The organism is Staphylococcus nepalensis, assembly GCF_002442935.1.
GTDB classification, from domain to species: domain Bacteria; phylum Bacillota; class Bacilli; order Staphylococcales; family Staphylococcaceae; genus Staphylococcus; species Staphylococcus nepalensis.
Genome location: NZ_CP017466.1, coordinates 1,971,016 through 1,994,520 on the forward strand (window position 1 = coordinate 1,971,016; position 23,505 = coordinate 1,994,520).

The following is a 23,505-nucleotide window of genomic DNA, read 5'->3' on the forward strand; positions in this document are numbered from 1 at the left end:
TTAATTCACTCCAATCCATAAACCAATAAGACCTGAAATAATACCAACTGTCCAAAATACAGTAACCACTTTTCTTTCGTTCCAACCTACGAGTTCAAAATGATGATGTAACGGTGACATTTTGAAAATTCGTTTGCCTGTAAGTTTATATGATGTAACTTGAATCATCACTGATAGTGTTTCAGCTACAAATACAAAACCAATAAATATAAGAGATAATTCTTGATTTAACATAATTGAAATTGTAGCGAATATCCCACCAAGCGCTAGACTACCTGTGTCCCCCATGAATACTTTTGCAGGGTTCAGGTTAAACGGTAAGAAACCTAGCAATGCAAAAATCATAATGACACAGAATAAACCAATAGAAGTAGCACCTTGAATATAAGCCATTAACGCATACATAATAAATCCAATGATAGAAAGACCCGTTGATAGCCCATCTAATCCATCTGTTAAATTAACCGCATTTGAAAAACCTACTTGCCAAAATACTATGAAAATGACATATGCAATAGAAAGCGGAATTTCTACATCAGTAAATGGAATATGAATTCCAGTTGAAAAATCCGTTAAATTAAACACTTGGCTTAATATAAAGAAAACAACTGCAATAGCAATTTGTGCAAGGAACTTTTGTTTACTAGTTAAACCTTGGTTGTTCTTCTTAACAACGATGATATAGTCATCAATAAAACCGATTAAACCAAAACCAATAGTTACAAATAACAATAATATTATTGGATTTGCATTATCCATAAAGATAATAGCTAATATAGAAGTGATGATAATACTTAATAAAAAAGTCAATCCTCCCATAGTTGGTGTACCCGTTTTTTTCATATGACTTTGAGGACCTTCTTCTCTAATACTTTGTCCAAATTTCATTCTTTTAAGTGTTGGTATCAAAACAGGGACTAATATAAATGTTATTAGTAATGCAATGATTGCTAGTAAATAAACCATATTATGCTCCTTTAAATATTAAATTGGATTAATTTCGTTAATGCTTAGTGCAGCTTATATATTATGTAACGAGATAGCAGTATTATCGGTTAAACAGACGCACAATACCACTGTTATTACCGATAACCTATCATACTACCTCGTGCTAATTTCAAATTAAATATTTTAACATGTTTTTTAATTGAAGTCAGACATCAAGAAAGTACTTATTCATTTTGACTGTCACTACTTGCATCAGAAGTTTTTGAATCATCACTGGATTTGTCTTCTGATTTATCTTTTGATTCATTCTTATCATCTTTGTTCGAATCGTCTTTATCATCATCTTCAGAGTCATTGTTGGATGACGAGCTTGAAGACTCACCATTGACTTTTTCGGCAGTGAAGGTTACTTCAATCTTATCGTTTTTGCTAACTTTTTGACCTTTTGCTTCTGATTGTTCTGAAACAAAACCACTACCTTTAGTTGTGATTTTTGTATTAGTTAATGTCTCAAATGCAAGTACTTCTTCTTTCGTCCAACCAGTCATGTCTGGCATAGTGATATCTCCATCAGTTAATAGTAAGACTTTGCTGTTTGGCAGTACTTCTTTATCTGATGTTACAGATTGTTTTACAACCTTATCACCACTTCCAATCACAATTGGTTCAAGTGACTTACTATTCATCTTGTCTTGTGCTTTTTGGGTTTCCTGACCTTGTACATCTGGTACTTTACTATATTTAACATCAGAGCCATCTTTTGAATCCTTTTCCCCTACATTTAAATATTTTAAAGTATTTTCCATAATTGGGTTGAAAGCCTTACTTACACCCATTTCATATGCTTCTTGATCATTTTTTTGAGCTAAACTCATGCCCGCATAAACAATGACTTCAGGGTCATCTTTAGGCGCATCACCAATAAAACTTACAAAGTATGGATTTTCACCTTCAACATAACCACCATTGTCAGAATCCGCCACTTGTGCTGTACCTGTTTTACCAGCAACATCATAACCATCTATTTGATAGTTTTTAGCGTGGCTATCTTCACTATTAACTACTTTATCTAATTCAGTTCGCACTTTCTTAGCTGTATCTTTTGTAATAGGTTTTCCTGCGTATTCCTTCTTACCTTTATAAAAAGTATCTTTAGTAACAGGATTACTTACGCTGTCAACGAACCACGGTTGAAGCATATTCCCATCATTATGAAAAGCTGACTGTGCACGTAACATTTGTACTGGTGTTACTGTTGTAGACTGACCAAATGCAGAGGTTTTTTGCTGTGCTTCATTATCCCAAGCAATATCACCAGTTGCTTCACCATCAAACATACTATTTGTAGATTTACCAAAGCCGAATTTTTCATACCATTCTTTCATCTTATCTGAACCAACTAAATCTTGTAAGTGCATCATAAGTGTGTTGGATGAATATGTGAAACCAAGTGACATTGAAATTTCACCCCAACCTACTTTGTTCCAGTCAGATATTTTAGACCCCATAACTTCTCGAGGTTCGGCTGTATATTTTTTTTCTGGTTTAAATTTACCTTCTTGGATTGCTGCTGCTAAACCATAAGATTTAAATGTTGAACCAGGTTCATACGTATTTTGATATAAATCGTTAGCCCATTTTTTACCAAAGTCTTTACCTGTTTCTGGGTTAAATGTTGGTCTTTGACTGAACGCAAGTATTTCACCAGTCTTAGCATCCATCACGACAGCAAATAAATCTTTCGGTTTATAGTGCTCAACCATGCCATCAAGTGCTTCTTCTACGAACACTTGTATATTGGAATCAAGTGTTAAATGAACATCATCTCCACGTTTAGGCATTTTTTCTTTTTTAGTATTCGGGGCAATATAACCCCAAATATCATGAATATAAGATAAGGCACCTTTTTGACCCGAAAGATAACTATCAAAGATTTTCTCAACACCTAACGCACCTTTTAATTCTCCACTGTCAGGGTCTTTTTGAGCGATACCTAGTAAATGTGATGCAAAGTTTCCATTAGGATAAAATCTTTCAGTCTCTGGATATAACATCACACCAGGAAGATTCATTTTCTCAATTTTTTCTTTTTCTTGGTACGTTAAATCTGTACCTTTTTGACCAAATTCAACCTGAAATGCTTTTTTGTTATTTAATTTTTCTTCAATATCTTTGGCCGACATATCTATAACAGTAGCAAGTTTTTTAGCGGTTGCTTTTTTATCCTTTACGTGTTTAGGTTTGTCGCTACCTTCACTTGCTTTTTTATCTACTACAGCGACTACTTTATACCTTTCAACATCTTCAGCTAAAACTTTGCCGTTCCTATCATAAATCTTTCCTCTTTCTGGTTGTTGTTGACTATTTACTAAGTACTTTTCATTTGCTTTCATAATTAAATCTTCACCAGAAGAGTGTCCTGTCAACATAATATATGAATATCTTAAAACCAACGTAAAAAAGAGCAGTCCAAATCCAAGGATGAGTAGGACTGCCCCTATTTTACTTTTTTTGATTGAAAATTTTGGCTTTTTTAATTTAATTCTTCGCTTCGCCATTATTACGCACTACCTTTACATTATCGTTCTTAAGGCTCATTCCATCATTTTTTGCCTTTTCGTAAATGCGTTCATATGAGGAGTTCTTTTTAATTTCAGATTCTATTGCACTGTTTTCACTTGATTGTTTTTCAATTTTTGTATCTAAATCTGCAATTTTTTCTCGAGTTTCATACGCATCCATTTTTAAAGATAGCATATAAATACTTATTAAAGCAATTACTGTTATAAGTCCTATGTATAACATCTTTTCAAACTTAGTTAGCTTAACAATTACTTTACGCTTGACTGTCTTGGGATGTCTCTCTGGGCGGGTCGATGGTTGTGATTCTGGAATATGCTGCTCCGCTCCATTATATGGTTGGTATATCTTCTCTACTGCCACTCAATATTCACTCCTCATTTTAATATTTCTACTACGCGTAACTTCGCACTACGTGCTCGGTTATTTTCTTCTAAATCTTCATCTGTAGCTATAATCGGTTTTCGATTAACACGTTTCAATTTAGGTGTATAAGCCTCCGGTATGATAGGCAGCCCTCTTGGGACTTCTGGGCCTTTTTCATATTCTTGAAACATTTGCTTACAAAGTCGATCTTCTAATGAATGGAAGGTAATAACAGAGATTCTTCCATCTACGTTAACTAAATCAATTGCTTGTTCTAAAGAATCTTCAAAAGCAGATAACTCATCGTTAACTGCGATTCTAATTGCTTGAAAAACCCTTTTCGCAGGGTGCCCACCTTTTCTTCTTGCTTTAGCTGGAATACCTTCTTTGACAATATCTACAAGTTCTAATGTTGTTTCGATAGGCTTTTGCGCTCTGTTTTGTTCAATGCGTCTTGCAATTTGTTTCGAAAATTTTTCTTCTCCATAACGATGGAAAATTCTAACTAATTTTTCGAACGGCCACTCATTTATCACTTCATAAGCTGATAATGGTTGAGATTGGTCCATACGCATATCCAATTTGGCATCATTATGATAACTAAATCCTCTTTCAGGTACATCCAATTGGGGGCTAGACACACCTAGGTCATAATAAATGCCATCTACTTTTTCAATATTTAAATCATCTAAAATTTCAGTTAATTTTCTAAAGTTGTTATGGACGAAAGTAACTTTATGTATGTGGTCTTTCAATACTTCTTTCGCATTTTCAATCGCTGTTGTATCTTGGTCAATTGCGATCAGTCTACCTTCGTCACCGAGTTGATTTAATAAATAGAGTGCATGTCCTGCTCCACCTAAAGTACAGTCGACATATATGCCATCTTCTTCAATATTTAACTCATCGATAGTTTCTTTTAGCATTACGCTGACATGATGAAACAATTTAACGCCTCCATTTAAAATTCAAAATCAATTAAGTCTTCAGCAATATCTTCAAAACTGTCTTCTGATTCATCATAAAAATCGTTCCAAGTTTCTCTATCCCAAATTTCAATACGATTTGAGACACCTATTACTGTACATTCCTTATTTAAGTTGGCATATTTCCGCAGATTTTGTGGAATATTAATACGCCCTTGTTTATCCAGTTCTACTTCAACAGCACCTGAAAAGAACATACGCATAAACTTACGCGCGTCTTTCTTAGTCATCGGTAAAGTCTTCATCTTCTCTTCAATTACTTGCCATTCTTCCAAAGTGTAACCAAATAAACATTTATCAAGGCCTCGGGTGATTATAAATCGTTCATTCAAGTCATAACGAAACTTGGAAGGAACTATCATACGTCCCTTTGTATCCAATTGATGCTCATATTCACCCATGAACATTTATAATCACCTCACCTTCTCATATATATAATTTACCACATCTCACCACTATCCTCCACTAATTATACAATTTTCACCAAAATTTCTTGAATTATAGAAAAAAACACCCGATTCATCTAGTTGATGAATCGGGTATTCCCCTTGTCGCTCTAAGGCTTAATTAATATATGATCAAATGTGTAAGAAAGTGGTGGATAGGTGGAGGGACTGAACACATCTATCCCAAAATCGTTCATAATTTGAAGTGGATTCCAAATTCTTTCTTGGAGCCCACCCATAGGATGGAGAGTCTCACTGAGTTCTTCAAAGTGTTTCATGCTAATATCATTTTCTCTCTCAACATTTAATAGGTATCTCTTCAGTAAATAATCAAATTGGTTTTGATGAATCTCATTATTTTTACTCAATAGCACTTCGTTATCGTGATTTCCTTTTACTTCTGTTTGAAGAGACTGATATATAGACTTTTGCTGTTCACTCAACGATTTAATTTGGTCAATAAATGATTGAGAAGCTTGCGCCCTTATAAATTTATCTTTATCTTCAGTAACGCCCTTTTTAATAATATTATTTTTATCCAAATGGTATTGATCTAACAACTTTTCAATTCTAGTGTTTAAATAAGTGATTCTTAAACGTGGTAATACGATAGGCATAGAAACTTCTAATATTCGAAAGGCTTCACTCAATTCAGTCCAATACTTAATTTCACTTGGTCCGCCGACAAACGCTACTGTGTTAAATAGCCATTCTTCCATGATTGGCCTAGTAACCACATTATTTGAAAATCTTTCAGGTTCTTTTTCAACTATATCGAGCACTGCTTGTTTCGATAACACCTTCTCCGATTTATTTAAATAGAATTGACCATCTTTAACAGTCAGCAACTGTCTCATGTTATCTTCGTGGATAAACAAATGTACATTTGTATCAGTTTGGATCATTTGCTCCAAACCGCTATCAATCGTTTGAGCTTGTGTTTGTCTGAATGCGTCGTCCACATCTTGGTGATTTTCTATCATTTTTTTGAAAAGTGGCTGTTCTAACTGACGCAACGCTTTATAATCAGCGTCAATCAACAACACACCATAAGCCTTAAAAACTTCATGCAATAACGCTTTAAACATATCCGTCCAACCATCATAGTTATCGATGATATTTCTACACATGTTTAATAATTGCTTAGAAGATGATGTTTCTTTTAATTCTTTAAAAAACTGATTCAACGCTTTATGTAATTCTGCTTTGTCTGGCGTGTACTTTGAGACACTAGATTCTGGTGGCGTCATAGTACTATACTTAATTTTTTGTAACTTCGCCTTTTGTTCATTAAATACATAAGTATGATTGATTTCTTCAAAATCGTGATCTTCACCAGCAATCCAAAACACGGGCACGACGTGTGTATCATAATCATTTGATAATTTTTCACTTAATGTAATGATTGAGAATATTTTATGAAATGTGTATAAAGGACCTCCAAACAAACCAGCTTGTTGTCCACCAATCACAACTTTCGCACCGTCACTAAGCGCTTTTAAATTTTCAACTTGTTGATTATCTAATGATAAATCACTCATATAGCGTTCAATAATATCAGCAAGCGCTGTTTCTCTACCATTACTTTCTGAAAATAATCTTTCTTCATAATGCTTTTTATCCATTGCATCAAAGTGGTAATATTTAGCTAAAGTGGAATCACTATTTTTTATTTTTGATATAAATTGATCTTTTTCATTAAGTTTCGTTGTTATACAATCCATTCGTAATTCTCCTTATGTTACTCTATTCCTATTTAGTATAAAGTTTATATTCAACGTTGACAATTTTACGGCTTATAATATTAATAAAATTCAAGTTATTTTGCTATTAATAGTAGATATTGTTCGAAGTTATTGTTCATGTAACAAAAATAATTTTACTTTGCGTAACAGACGATAACAATTTGATTTTAATAATAAACAAAATGTTTTAAGCATTCATTTTTGTGAAATATCTATTAAAATAAGGTATAATAATAAGTAATAACGCAAAGGGGGAAGCTACAGTGAGTAATGTAAAACGTCTTGATATTAATTATAAAACAGATGAATTATTCGAAGATTTCAGAAACTTCGGAAATGAAGATTTATATTTAGTAGATGAGCTGCGTGGAGAAATGATTGATGCTAGTTCAGACTCACCATTTTATGGTATATACGTTGGCGACAGGTTAGGCGCACGTATGGCTTTATACCGTAAAGGGGAAGTCGAAGAAGTATATTTCTCTGATTTTGATGACTATAACGTACTATGGAAATTAGAAGTATTACGCGATTTCCAAGGACGCGGTTATGGTAAGGCACTTTTAGATTTTGCTAAGGAACAAGGCCAGCCTATTAAAGTAATTGCACGTAACCAATCAAAAGACTTCTTTATTAAACAAGGATTCAAAGATATTGAATTACAAAATAAAGACGGCCATGATGTACTGATTTGGACACCATAGCCATGCTGTATAACATAAATAAAATATAACAACATATATAAATTTAAAGTAACACGTTAAAAGTTATTAACCGCTTAAATGGATTATTTCAATCTTTGGGAGGTTAAGTAAACCTAAATAAAAAATATGACAAAAATCGCAATTTTATAAAATGATTTATCGTCACACTCAGACTATGGTGACTAAAAAAGGAAGTAAACGTTAAAGCACATCTCCAGGTTTAGTTATCCATAGTCTATTTATTTTTATTTTTGAAGCTTAGGGTATCATTGATATCTCAGCTTTTTTATTTTGTCAGTTTCAATAATTGATCGAGCGAATCAATTGTGAAATCAGGATTGATATCAGTTTCATTCAACTTATTTCTTGGATTAAACCAACACGTTTTAATATTAGCGTTGATGCCACCTAATATATCTGATGTGATCGAGTCACCCACAATCATTGCACACTCTCTTTTTTCTTCACCAATCTCATTAAACACGAAATCAAAGAATTCTGGCATTGGTTTTTGATAACCTGTTTGTTCTGAAACAAATACACCTTTGAACCAGTTACCTAGTTCAGTTCTTCCTATTCTCCTTTCTTGTGTTTCTAAAACGCCGTTTGTAACAATATACATATCATGTGTGTCTTTAAGGGCTTTAAGCGTTTCTACAGTATTCATAAAATACTTTATTGGTGCACTTGCGAGTTCATCTCTAAAAATCACATCCGCTTCTTGGCCATTAACGTTAATGTGATGTAAACCAAAATACGCTTCAAAGCGTTTGCTTAACACTTCTTCCTTAGTTAATCGATTTTGTTGAAAAGCTTCCCAATGAGCTTGATTAACAGACATGAATTTTTTCAAATCATTAGAATCCGTATGTAAGTTATATTTTTTTGTTAACGCGTGAAATGCATAACCTTCTGCATCATGAAAATCGACAATAGTATCATCAAAATCAATAAGTAAACAATTGTTTTTCATTTTATCCCTGCTTCCCGTATTTCAAATTCTTTGTTTAATTACTTATTACCAAATCTTCAATATAATAATAGAATTCGATTACATCTTACCATAATTAGACAAGCACAAACAAAAAAGGCCAAGGTTATTACCCTGGCCAGTCCATATGAGTGATTAAATTTAAAATCCGAATAATTTACTTACTAAACCTACTCCATTTTCTACGATGCTTACAATACTTGTACCTAATTTTGCACCATCTCCTGCGATACCTGCTTGTACTGTTTCTTTAATTGCGTTAAATAAACCTTCCATTTAAAATCTCTCCTTTAATTTTTCCAAAATCTATATATTAAAATCCGAATAATTTACCTACTAAGCCTACTCCGCTCGATACAATGTCAACAATGCTTGATCCTAATTCTGAACCATTACCTGATTTTGCTGCTTGTACTGTATTTGCGATTGCTTCTGCTAATTTAGCCATGATTGAGCTCCCCTTTATATTTATAATTTTTTATGTTAAAACTAGAATCCAAATAATTTACTTACTAAACCTACGCCATTTTCTACGATGCTTACAATACTTGTACCTAATTTTGCACCATCTCCCGCAATACCTGCTTGTACTGTTTCTTTAATTGCGCTAAATAAACCTTCCATTATAAACACTCCTTACTTAAGATACATGCTTATGACTGATTATTATGTTTTAAACGATATTGTTATTTTTTGAATTAAGTATCGTTTGTTATCTATACTATAGAACAATTAATAATCTCATTGGGTTTTTATTCATACTTCGTTGAAAAGAAGTAATAACTGTATTTAATTATATTTTTCGAGACAGTTTTGACTGCCTAATTGAATTTTTCGCAATTCAATTTTGTAAAATCATTATCCTTATTATTAATCATTTTCACTACTTTTAACTTTATTTTATGTAAAAACTGATTGTATTCAATCTCAATTGAAGATATTAAATACGCGTACGAACGATATAGAAAATGATTTTATCCCTTTTGAAAACCAATTATTAAAAATATATAAACTAGCACTTGATTCACAAATAAACTAATAATACTATAATGCTTATAAATTAATCAGAAATATAAATAATAATCCAAATGTACGAGCTGCTATTTATAAAAAACAATTTACAAGATAGCTATGACACATTAATTAATAAAGGTAAATTTGTGATTGCTATTTTGGCTCAAACTTATAGTGTTAAAATACAGGTACACAAACTACATAATCAAATGACGTTATATGTATCCACGTATTGGATCCCCGCCAAATTATATTTGTAAGCGTTTTCTCACACTAAAATAATAGTTAATACTTATACAAAAATGATTTGGTTGCTGGAGACGAAGATGGGTGGGTTGCTCAGCGGCAAAGTTAAAATAGGCTTTTATACGAGAAGTTTCAAAGATAAATTGTTTAATAAAAAATTAAACGCCCAAAATTCAAATTAAAATTTCATAAAAAGGCGCCACTTCAAACTGAAGTAGCGCTTGCGCAAATTAATCATCGAATCAAGTGACCTTATAGTTATTTAATATATACCACTTATCACTAGAGTAAAACATATATTTTAAATCTACATAACATATTTATAGCTTGAATACTATGCAATTTAAATTATGAACTATAAATAATTAATCATCTATGCTATGACTCTTATATTATATTTCCTGTGTATTTATTTTAATTTACTCACTTCATTTTATAATAAAACACTGCTAAATCAGCAGCAATAGTATGTCAAAACAGCAGACTTTTTAGTTAGTATCCTTGATTTATTGATTAACCAAAATATTTTAATATATGGTATACAAGTATCAGTCACAAAAATATATCTGTAACAACTGGCGCCCAGTAATTTTATTAAACTTAGCTTAGAAGAAAGAAACAAAAAAGCCATTGGTATAATTAACAGCGCATAAATATAGAAATCTGTATTCTAAAAATTCTATGCAATTATTTATAAAAAGCCTCAAAATAACAAGAAGTATATTAAATCAATTTTCGGGACGTGTACCTTCTTGGTTAAAATTTGTAAAATACAAAAACATAATTTTAAACAAAGTAAAAAGAACACATATTTTTAAATTCTATGCACCGGCTTACTGGGGCTATAAACCATAGTTCATCCTCAAATATACAAATATACGACACATTTGAGTGATAAATAAGATTTTTTACATACAAAATAAAATAAGCAGCCGAATTAACGACTGCCTTTATTTCATATTATAAAGAAATGCTCATATCAAGAAAACAAACCAATAATACCAAGTTATATTAGCATAACAATCTATTAATTTGTTCAATTATCCTTAGGGATGTAAATAATACGCCTATTTATTATAGAAAGATAGTTATTATTCTGAATTCCTAGTTGCTTTTCTTCTTTCAATAATTTCTTCTTCGTAGCCTTCTTGGTTCCTTTTCAAATAACTTTCCATACGTTTTTTGTTAGGTTGTAAAGTCAACCCTAAAAACTTCCGTTCCTTGTTAGCATCTTTATAGAAGGATATCATCATCAGTATAATTATAACTGAGAAAGGCAATGCAGTCATAATCGCCATATTTTGTAATGCGCTCAATCCATTGTTTCCACCTGAAAAGAGTAATACAAACGCAATTAAGGCTTGGGCTAAGCCCCAAATAATTTTTATTGTCACTGATGGATTTAATGATCCAAACGTAGTTTGCATACCTAAAACAAATGTCGCTGAATCAGCTGATGTGACGAAAAACGTAACAATCAATATTAATGTAATAATTGATAGTACAAATCCTAATGGTACTGCATCAAAAACACCAAACAGCGCTGTTTCAGAAGGCATATCAAATATTTTCGGATGACTTTTAGCTGTTTCAATACCAAGTACACCAAAAGCAGAAAACCAAACTATACTCACTAACACTGGCGCTAATAAGACACCTGAAACAAATTCTCTTATTGAACGTCCTTTAGATACACGCGCTATAAATATACCTACAAAGGGACTCCAACTAATCCACCATGCTAATTGGAAAAATGTCCATTGTGACATCCACTGATGTTTTTGACCATTTAATGGCGCTGTATCAAACATATTATATAAGAACGTGTTTAAATATTCTCCAGTTGAAGTAGTTAACATATTTAAAATCAAAACGGTAGGTCCAATAATCAATACAATGATAAGTATTATTCCTGCAAGTCCAATATTTATGTTACTAATATATTGCATCCCCTTATTCAAGCCTGACCATGCGCTGCTAAGAAATAAGAATGTCACTATGACAATTACAATACCTTGCGTAGTAATATTGTTGGGAATATCAAATAAATAACTAAGTCCCCCTGATATTTGTAAAGCACCTAAACCTAATGAAACAGCTACACCGCCTATAGTTGCAAATACTGCAATCACATCAACAACTGTTCCTATTGGTCCCTCTACTTTATTACCAAAAATAGGTCGTAAAGTTCTCGAAATGAGACCAGGTTCATTTTTTCTATATTGAGAATAAGCTAAAGCGAGTGCTACTATACCGTACACGCCCCATGCATGGAAACCCCACTGCATAAATGAACCTCTTAAAGCTTCAGTATAAGCATGTGTTGTTTTAGGATCGCCTGTAGCTGGGTTAGCAAAATGACTGATCGGTTCTGCTGCACCATAAAAAACAAGCCCAATACCCATACCTGCACTAAATAACATTGCAAACCACGAGATAGTATTAAAAGCTGGTTTATCTCCTGGTTTTCCTAATTTTAATTTTCCAATCGGGCTAAAAATTAAAAATATACAGAAAAATATCATTACTGCTACTATAATCATGTAATACCAACCAAAATATTCAGTTATCCAAGATGTAATACTTGATCCAACTTTATTAAATTGGTTAGGAAATATTGCGCCTAGTATCACAAAAACTGCAGTTATAATTATACTAAAAATAAAAACTGCAGATAGTTTTCTATTATTTAAATTTGGATTTTTTTGTTCCAAATTTATGAACCTCCTTTAAACTTAACGGTAAAAAACGACAAACCCCATAATACATTAAATTTACTTCCAAAAAAATACCAACGCTTTATAAAATAGGGATTTATAACAAAAAAGATACCCCGAAAAAAGGCCCCCATTTATTTTTATTAAAACGTATTTCGAAAGCGCGTGCGATTTAACACTTTCTTACCTTGATTTATGGGTTTGCTTATTAAGTTAATTTTATTATAATGAATATCAAAATAAAAAGTAAAAACAAGGAGCCAGAAATATGCATTTATCCAAAATAAAACTTCAGGAAAAAGATTATCCAAAAGCATTAGAAATATGGGAAAAATGTGTAATTGCAACACATGACTTTTTAAAAGAAAAAGATATTTTGGAATTAAAAAATGAAATTCCAACTTATTTCAAATATGTAAAAGCTTATTTATGGTTCAATGATAAAGAAGCAATTGGTTTTTCAGGCACAAACGAAAAAAACTTAGAAATGCTTTTTATAGATCCTAAATATTTTAGAAATGGGTATGGAACAGAAATACTTCAATATCTCATTCAAGAAAACAAAGTACATTACGTTGACGTCAACAAAGACAATCATAACGCTGTAAAATTTTATGCCAAAAATGGATTTAAAAAATATAAAGAATCTCAAAAAGACGGTCAAGGTAGAAACTATCCTATTTTACATCTTAAATTATAATTTTTCACTTATTAACAATAGGCTCTGACCCCTCTTAATTTAGTAGTTTATTCTAATAATTTTAGTTTTATTTTTGATTTTACTCTCTAATGTAATGTTAGTTAATTCTATCTTTTCTAATCTTGTCAAAGCACCTAACTTTTTGAAAATTCGTATGTTTTCTTTTTAATCTCTTCTTAACTTTCCCCATTACATCTGATAGTTCATCATATAATATTCCATTATTTTTTAATTTAGTAACATTTTCACTTTGAATATTTATCGAGACATAATAAAGTCCTGTTATATCAACGTTTTATTTAACGATATATAATGGGGGAGAGCCATACACTCTCCTGAGAAGGATTTAGCAAATAGCTTTATAGTCTTTGTGAATGTGTTTTTGTAGCCGTATTGTGTCCATTATTTTTACGAACATTAATCGGTAGATTTATTTTATCTCCACAGTATCTTTTAAATTAATCTAGTTTTATATGTAATAATTTTTTGCACACTAAAACATCCCCTAATTATTAATAAAAGCGGGATACTTAAAAAATAATAAACAGAAGATATGGTAATCTGATTAAGTGTAAATAATATTTGGAGATGTAATTGTAGTATCCCCTGCCATTTTTTCTCAAACTTAAAGGTTAAAAAATCAATAAACAGAAATAAAAAATATACTTTTTTAGAAATATCTATACTATTACAAAAGATAGCGGAACCTAAAGTAATAGCAGGGATTTAGAGGTGTCGTTTAGGATATTATCAATTAATGATTCAATAATAATGTTCTACTTACTTTACAATTAAACTTAAAAAACAATAACTTTTTATACAAATTTTTATTGAACGTAAAAGTGATACTTAAAAATTAAAAAAGGCCCCAATTAAGAGGACCTCAGGATTATAAGGAGTTGCGTTCTCCTCCACGCCAAAGGGCATGTAAGAGAAGAAACTCATTATTTCCTTAACGCCCTAAGGCGTGTACCCTAAGTTTAACTTATTAAATTTAATAAGTAAATTAAAAATAGTAATTTGAGATTTATTCATATTACTCTCTATTTTATCTCCATAATATCTTTTAAATTAACTTTACGTAACACAGTTTGTTCATATAAGTATAGTAATTGTTCATAGCTATCTACTTTGTGAATGTGCCCTTATATATTAGGGTCCTTTTCGCTACAGGTTATGCAAAAATTGGCGAATGCCATTAAAATTATCAATTATCATTAAAATACCCTAATATGAGCAATTCTCCAATAGAAGGTATCAATAATAAAGTTAAACTTATTAAATGAATATCGTTTGGATATAAAAATCATGATAATTTGCGTAATCGTATCTTACTAACTTCACGGCTTTATACTTCTTCAATCAAAAAAGAGATTAAGCAACCTAATGTTGCCTAATCTCAAAAATGGTATCAGTCCTCTTTGACAAAGAGTCTAAAAAATTAGGAAATGCAAATATGTCGTGACCATATTTGTGGCCACGCATACAAATTTTGTAACCACCATGTGACCAAAAATTATAAAACATATAAAAATATAATTTTAGACAAAATAAAAAGAACGCTGACATATCAACGTTCTTGGTTAAGTATATGTTATAGAATTTTGTGTAATTCTATGCATTAGTGTCCTGGGAGGGATTCGAACCCCCGACCGATGGCTTAGAAGGCCATTGCTCTATCCAACTGAGCTACCAGGACATCATTCTTTTGAACACAAGAATTATTATATCTAACTTATGCCAATAAAGCAATACTCTGGCCATTAAAAATAAATATGATTTTTCACTATTGTAAACTTTTTATCATATTATTGCCATTTTATTTTTTATCAAATTATTTTTCGAAAACGCGTCATTAAACTTTCAAATACAGAAACAAGGAAGCGTTACTAAAATGAAAGATGTCACCATTTTATAAGCACACTCCCTCTTATCTAATTAAATTGTAAAATTTTCGCTATTAATAATTTTATGGTCTCGATTGCGGAAATTTAACGTTGCAGATTGATTTGTTTCATCAATTAACAATTCTGCATAAGTTTCTTCTATATCGCTTCGAGATTGTGAAATGCTCCCAGGATTTATAACATGCACGCCGCTAATGACTTCATGTTTAGCTACATGTGTATGGCCATAAAATGCAAATTGGCAATCTGAAGCTTTTGCTTGTTGGGCTATATTCATTCTTGTGCGATTAACACTGTATAAATGGCCGTGCGTTAAAAATGCTTTTATTCCACGTATATCAATAGTCTGTTCATTTGGAAATTCTGGATAAAAATCAGTGTTTCCTTTTACTTTATAGAAATGACTCAATTCACTATCGTCATATGCAAGTTCAGAATCTCCTAAATGTATTGCAACATCTATATCATCATGCTGATTAATGACATTGAATAAAATACCTTGTTCTGTATGATTATCACTAACAATTACCCATTTCGTCATTATTGATCACCTTCTAGATATTGTTGTAGTTGTTCTATAGCTCTCCCTCTATGACTAATTGCACCTTTTTCTTCAGCTGTTAATTGTGCCATCGTTTTATTTTTATCTTCAACATAAAAGACTGGATCATAACCAAAACCATATTCACCAATTTTGTCTAAAGTAATTTCACCTTGTACTGTCCCTTTAAATTGAACCGTTTCTTCGCCAGGCGCACTCATACTAATGACACAAACAAACTGTGCGCTGCGATCAGTTTCATCGCCTAATTTAGTTAATAATTTTTCAATATTGGCGTTATCATCTTTGGCTTCACCTGCATATCGTGCTGAATAAATGCCAGGTTCGCCATTTAAAGCAAAAACTTGTAAACCACTGTCATCAGCGATCACACGTTTATTCAACGCTTTAGCAGCAGCTTCAGATTTTAATTTTGCATTTGCTTCAAAGGTATCGCCTGTTTCTTCAACATCAAAACCTTCAATAATTTCTGAAATGCCTATGACGTTATATTCAGGAAAAATAACTCTAAAATCATTTATTTTCCCTTTATTATTTGATGCAATAACAATATCTTCCATTTTGTTTTCTCCTCACTTTAAACTTCGATTTTTTCAACTGTTGTTTTCATATTTAACCATTCTTCAATAATACGTTCGATATGTTCAGTTTCTCCGGTAGCAAAAAATCTATGTTTAGGTTGGCTTTTATAGCCAGCATGTTCATTGCTAAAAGTTAATAATGCGCTTACTTCTCTAGCAGTTTCTAAACCTGAAGAAATAACAATTTTTTCTCCCCCAAAATAATCGTTTATTGGTTGATACAACAATGGGTAATGTGTGCAGCCTAAAATAACAGTATCTGCTTTACTATTTCTCCATTGTTTTAATGTTTGATGAATCACTATGCTAGTAATTGTCGGATCTTTATACCTCATTTGTTCAACAAGAGGCACAAAACCTGGACAAGCTACGCCTGACACTTCTACATTCGGATTTATCTTCTTAATATGGTGTCTATAAGCCTCCGATTTAATAGTACCTTCTGTTCCTAAAATTAAAACATTTTGATTTTTAGTAGTCATAATTGCTGTTCTAGCGCCTGGCTCAATGACGCCAATAACAGGTATAGCAAATAAGCTCTGCAGATGTTTCAAAGCTACTGCTGTTGCGGTATTACACGCAATAACTAACATTTTAATATCAAAAGCCATTAGTTTTTCAGCTAATTCAGTTGTGAATTGTCTAACTTCTGAACCTTCTCTAGGTCCATAGGGACATCGTTTAATATCTCCTAAATAGTAGATTGTTTCATTTGGCAATTGGCGCATAATTTCTTTTGCTACTGTTAAGCCACCAACGCCAGAGTCAATGACTCCAATTGGTTTCTCCATATTTTGTTCATCCTTACATGTTTACTTGTCTTTTATTGTAGCACAGCCACGTTTTCAAAATCATTTTACAAGACCTAAAATATAATAAATATATCGCTTAAAAACATAATAAATAGCTATGTTTCAGAATAAATGAGCCATTAGATAAAGCAGTTTTTAAACACTTGAATAACCGCTTTTTCACACAGACACCCACTACCACAATATAGAAAAGCCTGAGATATTTATATCCCAGACTCTTTGTTAATTTATAATATTTAATTAATTTACTTGATGATCTGAACCAAAGAATGATTTAAACATGTGGAAAGAAGTTTCTCTGTTTAATGCTGCTATAGATGTCGTTAGTGGAATACCTTTTGGACATGCATTAACACAGTTTTGAGAGTTACCACATTCTTGTAAGCCACCTACGCCCATCAACGCATTTAAACGCTCATCCTTAGTCATTGAGCCTGTTGGGTGTAAGTTAAATAATCTAACTTGTGAAATGGCTTGTGCGCCTATAAAATCATTATCTCTTGTAACGTTTGGACAAACTTCTAAACACACACCACACGTCATACATTTTGATAACTCATATGCAGTTTGTCGTTTTTTCTCAGGCATACGTGGTCCAGGACCAAGGTCATACGTACCGTCAATCGGCACCCATGCTTTCATACGTTTCAAGTTATCAAACATTCTACTACGATCAACTTGCAAGTCACGGATAACTGGGAAGGTGCTCATTGGCTCTAATTTAATTGGTTGTTCTAATTGGTCAATGATTGCCGTACAAGATTGTCTTGATTTACCATTGATAACCATCGAACAAGCGCCACAGACTTCTTCTAAACAGTTCATATCCCAAATGACAGGTGTTGTTTTTTCACCCTTGCTATTAATTGGGTTACGTCTAATTTCCATTAAACAAGCGATGACATTTAAATTCTCTTTATAAGGTATTTCAAATTCTTCCTCATAAGGATTTGATTCTGCGTCATCTTGACGTTTAATAATTAATTTAATCGTTTTTTGGCTTTGTTGTTCGTCTTGTGCTTGCGCTTCATTTACTTCTTTAGTATCTGCCATAATTATTTACCTCCTTTAGCACTACTTGTATAGTCACGTTTACGAGGTGGGATTAAACTTACATCGACTGGTTCGTATGTAAATTTAGGCGCTTCTGTTTTTCCTTGATATGATGCTAAAGTTGTTTTCAACCATTCTTCGTCGTTTCTCTCAGGGAATTCTGGTTTGTAATGTGCCCCACGAGACTCATTTCGGTTATAAGCACCGATTGTGATAACACGTGCTAGAACTAACATATTCCATAATTGACGTGTGAAGAATACTGCTTGGTTACTCCATGTTTGCGTATCTTCAATGTCAATATTTTGATAGCGCTCCATCAATTCTACGATTTTCTTGTCTGTTTCTAATAGTGATTTATTTTCTCGTACAACCGTTACATTTGCTGTCATTACTTCACCAAGTTCTCTATGAAGTTTATACGCGTTTTCTGTACCGTTCATTTTTAATAGATTATCGAATTTTTCTTGCTCTTCTTTGACACGTTTTTCATAAATGCTATCATCTAAATCTGTATAAGAATTTTCAATATTTGAGATATATTTGATCGCGTTCGGTCCTGCAACTGTACCGCCATAGATTGCCGATAACAATGAGTTAGCACCTAAACGATTACCGCCGTGTTGTGAAAAATCACATTCACCAGCTGCAAATAAGCCTTTAATATTCGTCATTTGGTCATAGTCTACGTATAGGCCACCCATTGAATAGTGTACCGCTGGGAAGATTTTCATTGGTACTTTACGTGGATCATCACCAGTGAATTTTTCATAAATTTCAATGATACCACCTAATTTTACATCTAATTCATGTGGGTCTTTATGTGAAAGGTCTAGATATACCATGTTTTCACCGTTAATACCTAGTTTTTGGTTTACACATACATCAAAGATTTCACGCGTTGCAATATCACGCGGTACTAAGTTACCGTAATCCGGGTATTTTTCTTCTAAGAAATACCATGGTTTACCATCCTTATATGTCCAAATTCGACCACCTTCACCACGGGCAGATTCACTCATTAATCGTAATTTATCGTCTCCAGGGATAGCTGTTGGATGAATTTGAATGAATTCTCCATTCGCATACATCGCTCCTTGTTGGTATACGATTGAAGCTGCAGAGCCTGTATTAATCATTGAATTCGTTGTTTTACCAAAAATAATGCCAGGGCCACCAGTTGCCATGATAACCGCATCTGATCCAAAAGATTGAATTTCTGCGCTAGTCATATCTTGTGCTACAATCCCTCTAGCCATGTTGTCATCATCTTTGACAATGCCTAAGAATTCCCAACCTTCATATTTTGTTACTAAACCATCTACTTCGAAACTACGAACTTGTTCATCTAGGGCATACATTAATTGTTGTCCAGTTGTCGCTCCAGCATAAGCTGTTCTATGATACATCGTACCACCAAAACGTCGGAAATCTAAAAGTCCTTCACTTGTTCTATTAAACATTACGCCCATACGGTCCAGTAAATGAATAATTTTAGGCGCTTCTTCTGCCATTGCTTTTACGGGTGGCTGGTTAGCTAAGAAATCGCCACCATAAACTGTGTCATCAAAGTGGACCGCAGGTGAGTCACCTTCACCTTTCGTATTTACCGCTCCGTTTATACCGCCTTGGGCACATACAGAGTGTGAACGTTTAACAGGAACTAATGAGAACAAGTCTACATGAGCGCCTTGTTCCGCTGCTTTAATTGTTGCCATCAGACCGGCAAGTCCTCCACCGACAACAATAATTTTTTTCTCTGCCATAAATAGTCACTCCCCTAAATATATCTGAAACATTTTTAAATTATACGAACGCAAGAATAGCACTTAATCCAATATATGAAACTACGATAAATACAATAAGTGATACCCATGTAAAAATTTGTTGTGATCTTTTTGATTGTAAAACGCCCCAAGTTACTAAGAACGACCATAAGCCATTAGCAAAGTGGAATGTTACAGCTAGTAAACAGATGATATAGAAAATTAACCAACCTGTATTTGATACAATGTCATGTACCATATCAAAATTCACTTCATCACCTAATGCACGTTGAATACGTGTTTGCCACAAATGAATCGCAACAAAAACAAACGTAATAACACCTGTGACACGCTGTAATAAGAACATCCAATTTCTAAATTGGGAATAATGTCCTACGTTTTCCTTTGCCGTAAAGGCAATATGTACACCATATACCGCATGATAAAAAATTGGAATATAAATAAAGATAAACTCCAATGCAATCAAAAATGGCAGTGATTCCATAAATCCAGCTGCTTTGTTAAACGCCTCAACACCTTTCGTTGCTTGGTGGTTAACGAGCAAATGGATTAATAAGAATCCGCCTATCGGTATCACGCCTAGTAAAGAATGTAAGCGTCTTAAATAGAATTGATTTTTCGAGTATGCCAAAAGGAAGTCCCCCCTGTGAAACAATTAATTTTTTGGTATCTTTCATTAAAGTAAAGAAGCGATGACACTTATCAACTAAAACTAAGCTACAACATTTTATAATATCGCTTTATATTTATAGCAATGTAAAGTGCAACATACTTTTGTTAAACATTGAAGTATTACCCCTAGTTGGTTTTGACAGTTGTTTAACAACTTAGATTTAAGTGATAATTTTTCTCAATTAGAAAACGCTTCCATATACTTTTAAAAAAAGAATCCCTGTTATTTGCTATTGTAACACTAATTAGTAAGATTTTGGGCATGAGAATGATTCTCATCCCCTAATCTTTTTTTCTTACTTGTTGTATAACGCCTGATGAAGATTCTCAGCAACATTTTGAGGTAACCCCGCTGATTTTAATTCTTCAACGCTTGCTTCTTTCATTTTCTTGATTGAACCGAAAGTACGCAATAATTTTGTTTTTCTTTTAGAACCGATACCGTCTACAGTATCCAATACTGATTGTAAACCTGTCTTCTGACGTGTTTGTCTGTGAAATGTAATTGCGAATCTATGAACTTCATCTTGAATTCTTTGTAATAAGTAAAAAGCTTGGCTATTCTTTTTCAGAGGAACCACTTCCGCACTTTCCCCGTATAAAATTTCTGATGTTTGATGCTTATCATTTTTACGTAAGCCAGCTACTGGAATGTCTAGTCCTAATTCATTTTCAAGTACATCAATGACGCCGGTCATGTGACCTTTACCACCATCTACAATAATTAAATCAGGTAAAGGTGAGCCTTCATTCAGCACCCGCGTATAACGTCTTCTCACAACTTCTCTCATAGATTTATAATCATCTGGACCATCTACTGTTTTAATCTTATATTTGCGGTAGCCTTTTTTATTAGGTTTGCCATCAATAAATGAAACCATGGCTGAAACAGGATGCACGCCTTGAATATTTGAATTATCAAAAGCTTCAATTCGTATGGGCGTCTGTATACCCATGCAATCTCCCAACTCTTCAATCGCTTTAACTGTACGTGACTCATCTTTAGCAATTAATTCAAATTTATTATCTAATGTCACTTCTGCATTATGATTGGCTAAGTCTATCAATTCTTTTTTCTTACCTTTAATTGGCTGCACAATTTTAGTGTCGACCACTGATTGAATAATTTCTTTATTTAAATTTTTAGGGATATGCACTTCTTTAGGTAATATATGTTGGTTCAAGTCATAAAATTGACCTATAAAGGTATAAAATTCTTCTTCTTCTGTTTGTTGCAAAGGAATCATTGTAGCGTCTCGTTTAATCATGTTTCCTTGCCTAATGAAGAACACTTGAACACACATCCAGCCTTTTGAAACAGTGTAACCAAAAACATCTCTAATAGTATTATCAGAAGTTGTAATTTTTTGTTTTTTAGTTAAATTATGAATGTGTTGAATCAAATCTCTATATTCTTTCGCTCTTTCAAAATCTAGTGCTTCACTTGCTTCGCCCATTTTTTGTTCTAAATTATTCAGTATAGTCTTATCTTCTCCATTTAAAAAATCAGAAATTTCTTTTGTCATTTCAGCGTATTTATTTAAATCTACTGGATAGACACACGGCCCTAAGCACTGCCCAATATGGTAATATAAGCACAATTTATCTGGCATTTTATCACATTTCCTAAATGGATAAATTCTATCGAGTAGTTTTTTCGTTTCTTGAGCCGAATACGCATTAGGGTACGGTCCAAAATATTTTCCAGTCCCCTTTTTTACCGTGCGTGTCACAAGAAGCCGAGGATATTTTTCTTTTGTAATTTTGATAAAGGGATAACTTTTATCGTCTTTTAATAAAATGTTATACCTAGGTTGATATTGTTTAATCAAGTTAAGTTCTAACAATAAAGATTCAGTCTCACTTGATGTTACAATAAATTCAAAATTTCTAATTTCTGAAACGAGCCTTGTTGTTTTAGCATCATGTGCACCAGTAAAATAAGACCTTAATCTGTTTCTTAACTTTTTTGCCTTACCTACATATATAATTTGATCATTGCGATCTTTCATTAAATAACAGCCTGGTTCAGTAGGTACTACAGTCAATTTTTGCTTAATATCTTCTTGATATGCTTCCATTTCATTTTCCTCCTTTCTATCAAATTTCTATATTCTTTATTGAAAAGTAAATGTATATATATAAACTTACACTGAAAATAAGTTGTACTTCATTTTTATCCTTCTTTGTAAGATTAAAATGCTAATTGTTATTATAAAACATTATTTATAATTAAACCAAAGTATTCGTTTTATTTACAAATTTAAAAGCTGAGACATTAAATTAATTAATGTCCCAGCTTGGTTGTTTCTATAAGTGTTTTTCGATTACTTCTGCTAAGTTTTCTTTAGGTTGGAAACCTACAACTTTATCAACAGGTTCTCCATCTTTAAATAAGATTAAAGTTGGGATACTCATTACTTCAAATTTAGCAGCTGTTGATGGATTTTCATCTACATCAAGTTTTAAAATATTAGCTTTTCCATCATAATCACCAGCTAATTCTTCTAATACTGGAGCAATCATCTTACATGGTCCACACCAAGTTGCCCAAAAATCTACTAAATTGACACCTGATTGAATATTTTCATCAAAGTTTGAATCTGTTACTTTTACGATTGCCATAACTGCCAATCCTCCTTAAATTATCAAATGATGAAGAAATTATAACAGAGTTTTTATAATTCT

Annotated in this window: 21 protein-coding genes, 1 tRNA gene and 1 pseudogene; 3 read left to right on the forward strand and 20 right to left on the reverse strand. The window is 32.5% G+C overall.

Annotated elements, in window-relative coordinates; translation table 11 throughout:
* The 6 genes from mraY to bshC form a co-directional block, all read right to left on the reverse strand.
* Positions 1-966 carry a phospho-N-acetylmuramoyl-pentapeptide-transferase gene (gene mraY / locus BJG89_RS09380; RefSeq protein WP_096810341.1) on the reverse strand — a complete coding sequence of 322 codons (966 nt, stop codon included), beginning with the start codon at positions 964-966 and terminating at the stop codon, positions 1-3.
* A 206-nt stretch (positions 967-1,172) separates the two neighbouring features.
* A complete protein-coding gene (locus BJG89_RS09385) occupies positions 1,173-3,506 on the reverse strand; it encodes a penicillin-binding protein (protein ID WP_096810342.1) in 2,334 nt (777 codons plus the stop codon).
* The gene (gene ftsL / locus BJG89_RS09390; protein ID WP_096810343.1) at positions 3,487-3,891 is read right to left on the reverse strand and encodes a cell division protein FtsL; all 405 of its coding nucleotides are present in this window, start codon (positions 3,889-3,891) and stop codon (positions 3,487-3,489) included. The genes BJG89_RS09385 and ftsL overlap by 20 nt, the downstream gene beginning before the upstream one ends.
* 14 nt (positions 3,892-3,905) lie before the next feature.
* A complete protein-coding gene (rsmH, locus tag BJG89_RS09395; RefSeq protein ID WP_096810344.1) occupies positions 3,906-4,841 on the reverse strand; it encodes a 16S rRNA (cytosine(1402)-N(4))-methyltransferase RsmH in 936 nt (311 codons plus the stop codon).
* A gap of 14 nt (positions 4,842-4,855) precedes the next feature.
* Positions 4,856-5,287, reverse strand: coding sequence for a division/cell wall cluster transcriptional repressor MraZ (gene mraZ / locus BJG89_RS09400; RefSeq protein ID WP_096810345.1), 432 nt, complete (start codon positions 5,285-5,287; stop codon positions 4,856-4,858).
* 149 nt (positions 5,288-5,436) lie between these two features.
* The gene (gene bshC / locus BJG89_RS09405) at positions 5,437-7,050 is read right to left on the reverse strand and encodes a bacillithiol biosynthesis cysteine-adding enzyme BshC (RefSeq protein WP_096810346.1); all 1,614 of its coding nucleotides are present in this window, start codon (positions 7,048-7,050) and stop codon (positions 5,437-5,439) included.
* Positions 7,051-7,334: 284 nt separating this feature from the next.
* Here bshC and BJG89_RS09410 point away from each other — a divergent pair, with 284 nt between their 5' ends.
* Positions 7,335-7,775 (forward strand): N-acetyltransferase, encoded by a 441-nt coding sequence (locus tag BJG89_RS09410; RefSeq protein WP_096810347.1) that lies wholly within the window; start codon positions 7,335-7,337, stop codon positions 7,773-7,775.
* Positions 7,776-8,061: 286 nt separating this feature from the next.
* Here the strand turns inward: BJG89_RS09410 and BJG89_RS09415 are convergent, their stop codons facing one another.
* The 5 genes from BJG89_RS09415 to BJG89_RS09435 all read right to left on the reverse strand — a co-directional run bounded on the left by BJG89_RS09415 (position 8,062) and on the right by BJG89_RS09435 (position 12,740).
* On the reverse strand, positions 8,062-8,748 hold the full coding sequence (locus BJG89_RS09415; protein ID WP_096810348.1) for a YjjG family noncanonical pyrimidine nucleotidase: 687 nt from the start codon (positions 8,746-8,748) through the stop codon (positions 8,062-8,064).
* A 159-nt stretch (positions 8,749-8,907) separates the two neighbouring features.
* Positions 8,908-9,042: a beta-class phenol-soluble modulin gene (locus BJG89_RS09420; RefSeq protein ID WP_096810349.1), complete on the reverse strand. Its 135-nt coding sequence runs from the start codon at positions 9,040-9,042 to the stop codon at positions 8,908-8,910.
* Positions 9,043-9,079: 37 nt separating this feature from the next.
* Positions 9,080-9,214: a beta-class phenol-soluble modulin gene (locus tag BJG89_RS09425; RefSeq protein ID WP_096810350.1), complete on the reverse strand. Its 135-nt coding sequence runs from the start codon at positions 9,212-9,214 to the stop codon at positions 9,080-9,082.
* Between the two features lie 41 nt (positions 9,215-9,255).
* The gene (locus BJG89_RS09430; RefSeq protein ID WP_096810351.1) at positions 9,256-9,390 is read right to left on the reverse strand and encodes a beta-class phenol-soluble modulin; all 135 of its coding nucleotides are present in this window, start codon (positions 9,388-9,390) and stop codon (positions 9,256-9,258) included.
* Between the two features lie 1,727 nt (positions 9,391-11,117).
* Complete coding sequence (locus BJG89_RS09435) at positions 11,118-12,740, reverse strand: BCCT family transporter (protein ID WP_096810352.1); 1,623 nt, start codon at positions 12,738-12,740, stop codon at positions 11,118-11,120.
* Between the two features lie 271 nt (positions 12,741-13,011).
* Between BJG89_RS09435 and BJG89_RS09440 the strand changes: the two genes are divergently transcribed.
* Together BJG89_RS09440 and BJG89_RS14820 are read left to right on the forward strand one after the other, a co-directional pair.
* Entirely contained in the window at positions 13,012-13,443 is a 432-nt protein-coding gene (locus BJG89_RS09440; RefSeq protein WP_108909411.1) for a GNAT family N-acetyltransferase, read from the forward strand.
* A gap of 1,229 nt (positions 13,444-14,672) precedes the next feature.
* A pseudogene (locus BJG89_RS14820) lies at positions 14,673-14,840 on the forward strand (transposase); the annotation flags it as partial.
* Between the two features lie 228 nt (positions 14,841-15,068).
* On the opposite strand, the gene BJG89_RS09445 reads toward BJG89_RS14820, so the two are convergent.
* The 9 genes from BJG89_RS09445 to trxA all read right to left on the reverse strand — a co-directional run bounded on the left by BJG89_RS09445 (position 15,069) and on the right by trxA (position 23,442).
* Positions 15,069-15,142, reverse strand: a tRNA-Arg gene (locus BJG89_RS09445).
* A gap of 239 nt (positions 15,143-15,381) precedes the next feature.
* Positions 15,382-15,891: a metallophosphoesterase family protein gene (locus BJG89_RS09450; protein WP_096810353.1), complete on the reverse strand. Its 510-nt coding sequence runs from the start codon at positions 15,889-15,891 to the stop codon at positions 15,382-15,384.
* Positions 15,891-16,472: an XTP/dITP diphosphatase gene (locus BJG89_RS09455; RefSeq protein ID WP_096810354.1), complete on the reverse strand. Its 582-nt coding sequence runs from the start codon at positions 16,470-16,472 to the stop codon at positions 15,891-15,893. The genes BJG89_RS09450 and BJG89_RS09455 overlap by 1 nt, the downstream gene beginning before the upstream one ends.
* Positions 16,473-16,489: 17 nt before the next feature.
* On the reverse strand, positions 16,490-17,284 hold the full coding sequence (gene racE, locus BJG89_RS09460; protein ID WP_096810355.1) for a glutamate racemase: 795 nt from the start codon (positions 17,282-17,284) through the stop codon (positions 16,490-16,492).
* Between the two features lie 261 nt (positions 17,285-17,545).
* The gene (sdhB, locus tag BJG89_RS09465) at positions 17,546-18,358 is read right to left on the reverse strand and encodes a succinate dehydrogenase iron-sulfur subunit (protein ID WP_096810356.1); all 813 of its coding nucleotides are present in this window, start codon (positions 18,356-18,358) and stop codon (positions 17,546-17,548) included.
* A 2-nt stretch (positions 18,359-18,360) separates the two neighbouring features.
* Positions 18,361-20,124, reverse strand: coding sequence for a succinate dehydrogenase flavoprotein subunit (gene sdhA, locus BJG89_RS09470; RefSeq protein WP_096810357.1), 1,764 nt, complete (start codon positions 20,122-20,124; stop codon positions 18,361-18,363).
* A 40-nt stretch (positions 20,125-20,164) separates the two neighbouring features.
* Complete coding sequence (locus BJG89_RS09475; RefSeq protein WP_096810358.1) at positions 20,165-20,776, reverse strand: succinate dehydrogenase cytochrome b558 subunit; 612 nt, start codon at positions 20,774-20,776, stop codon at positions 20,165-20,167.
* 337 nt (positions 20,777-21,113) lie between these two features.
* Positions 21,114-22,898 (reverse strand): excinuclease ABC subunit UvrC, encoded by a 1,785-nt coding sequence (uvrC, locus tag BJG89_RS09480; RefSeq protein WP_096810359.1) that lies wholly within the window; start codon positions 22,896-22,898, stop codon positions 21,114-21,116.
* A 229-nt stretch (positions 22,899-23,127) separates the two neighbouring features.
* Positions 23,128-23,442 carry a thioredoxin gene (trxA, locus tag BJG89_RS09485; RefSeq protein ID WP_019469293.1) on the reverse strand — a complete coding sequence of 105 codons (315 nt, stop codon included), beginning with the start codon at positions 23,440-23,442 and terminating at the stop codon, positions 23,128-23,130.
* Between the last annotated feature and the right edge of the window lie 63 nt (positions 23,443-23,505).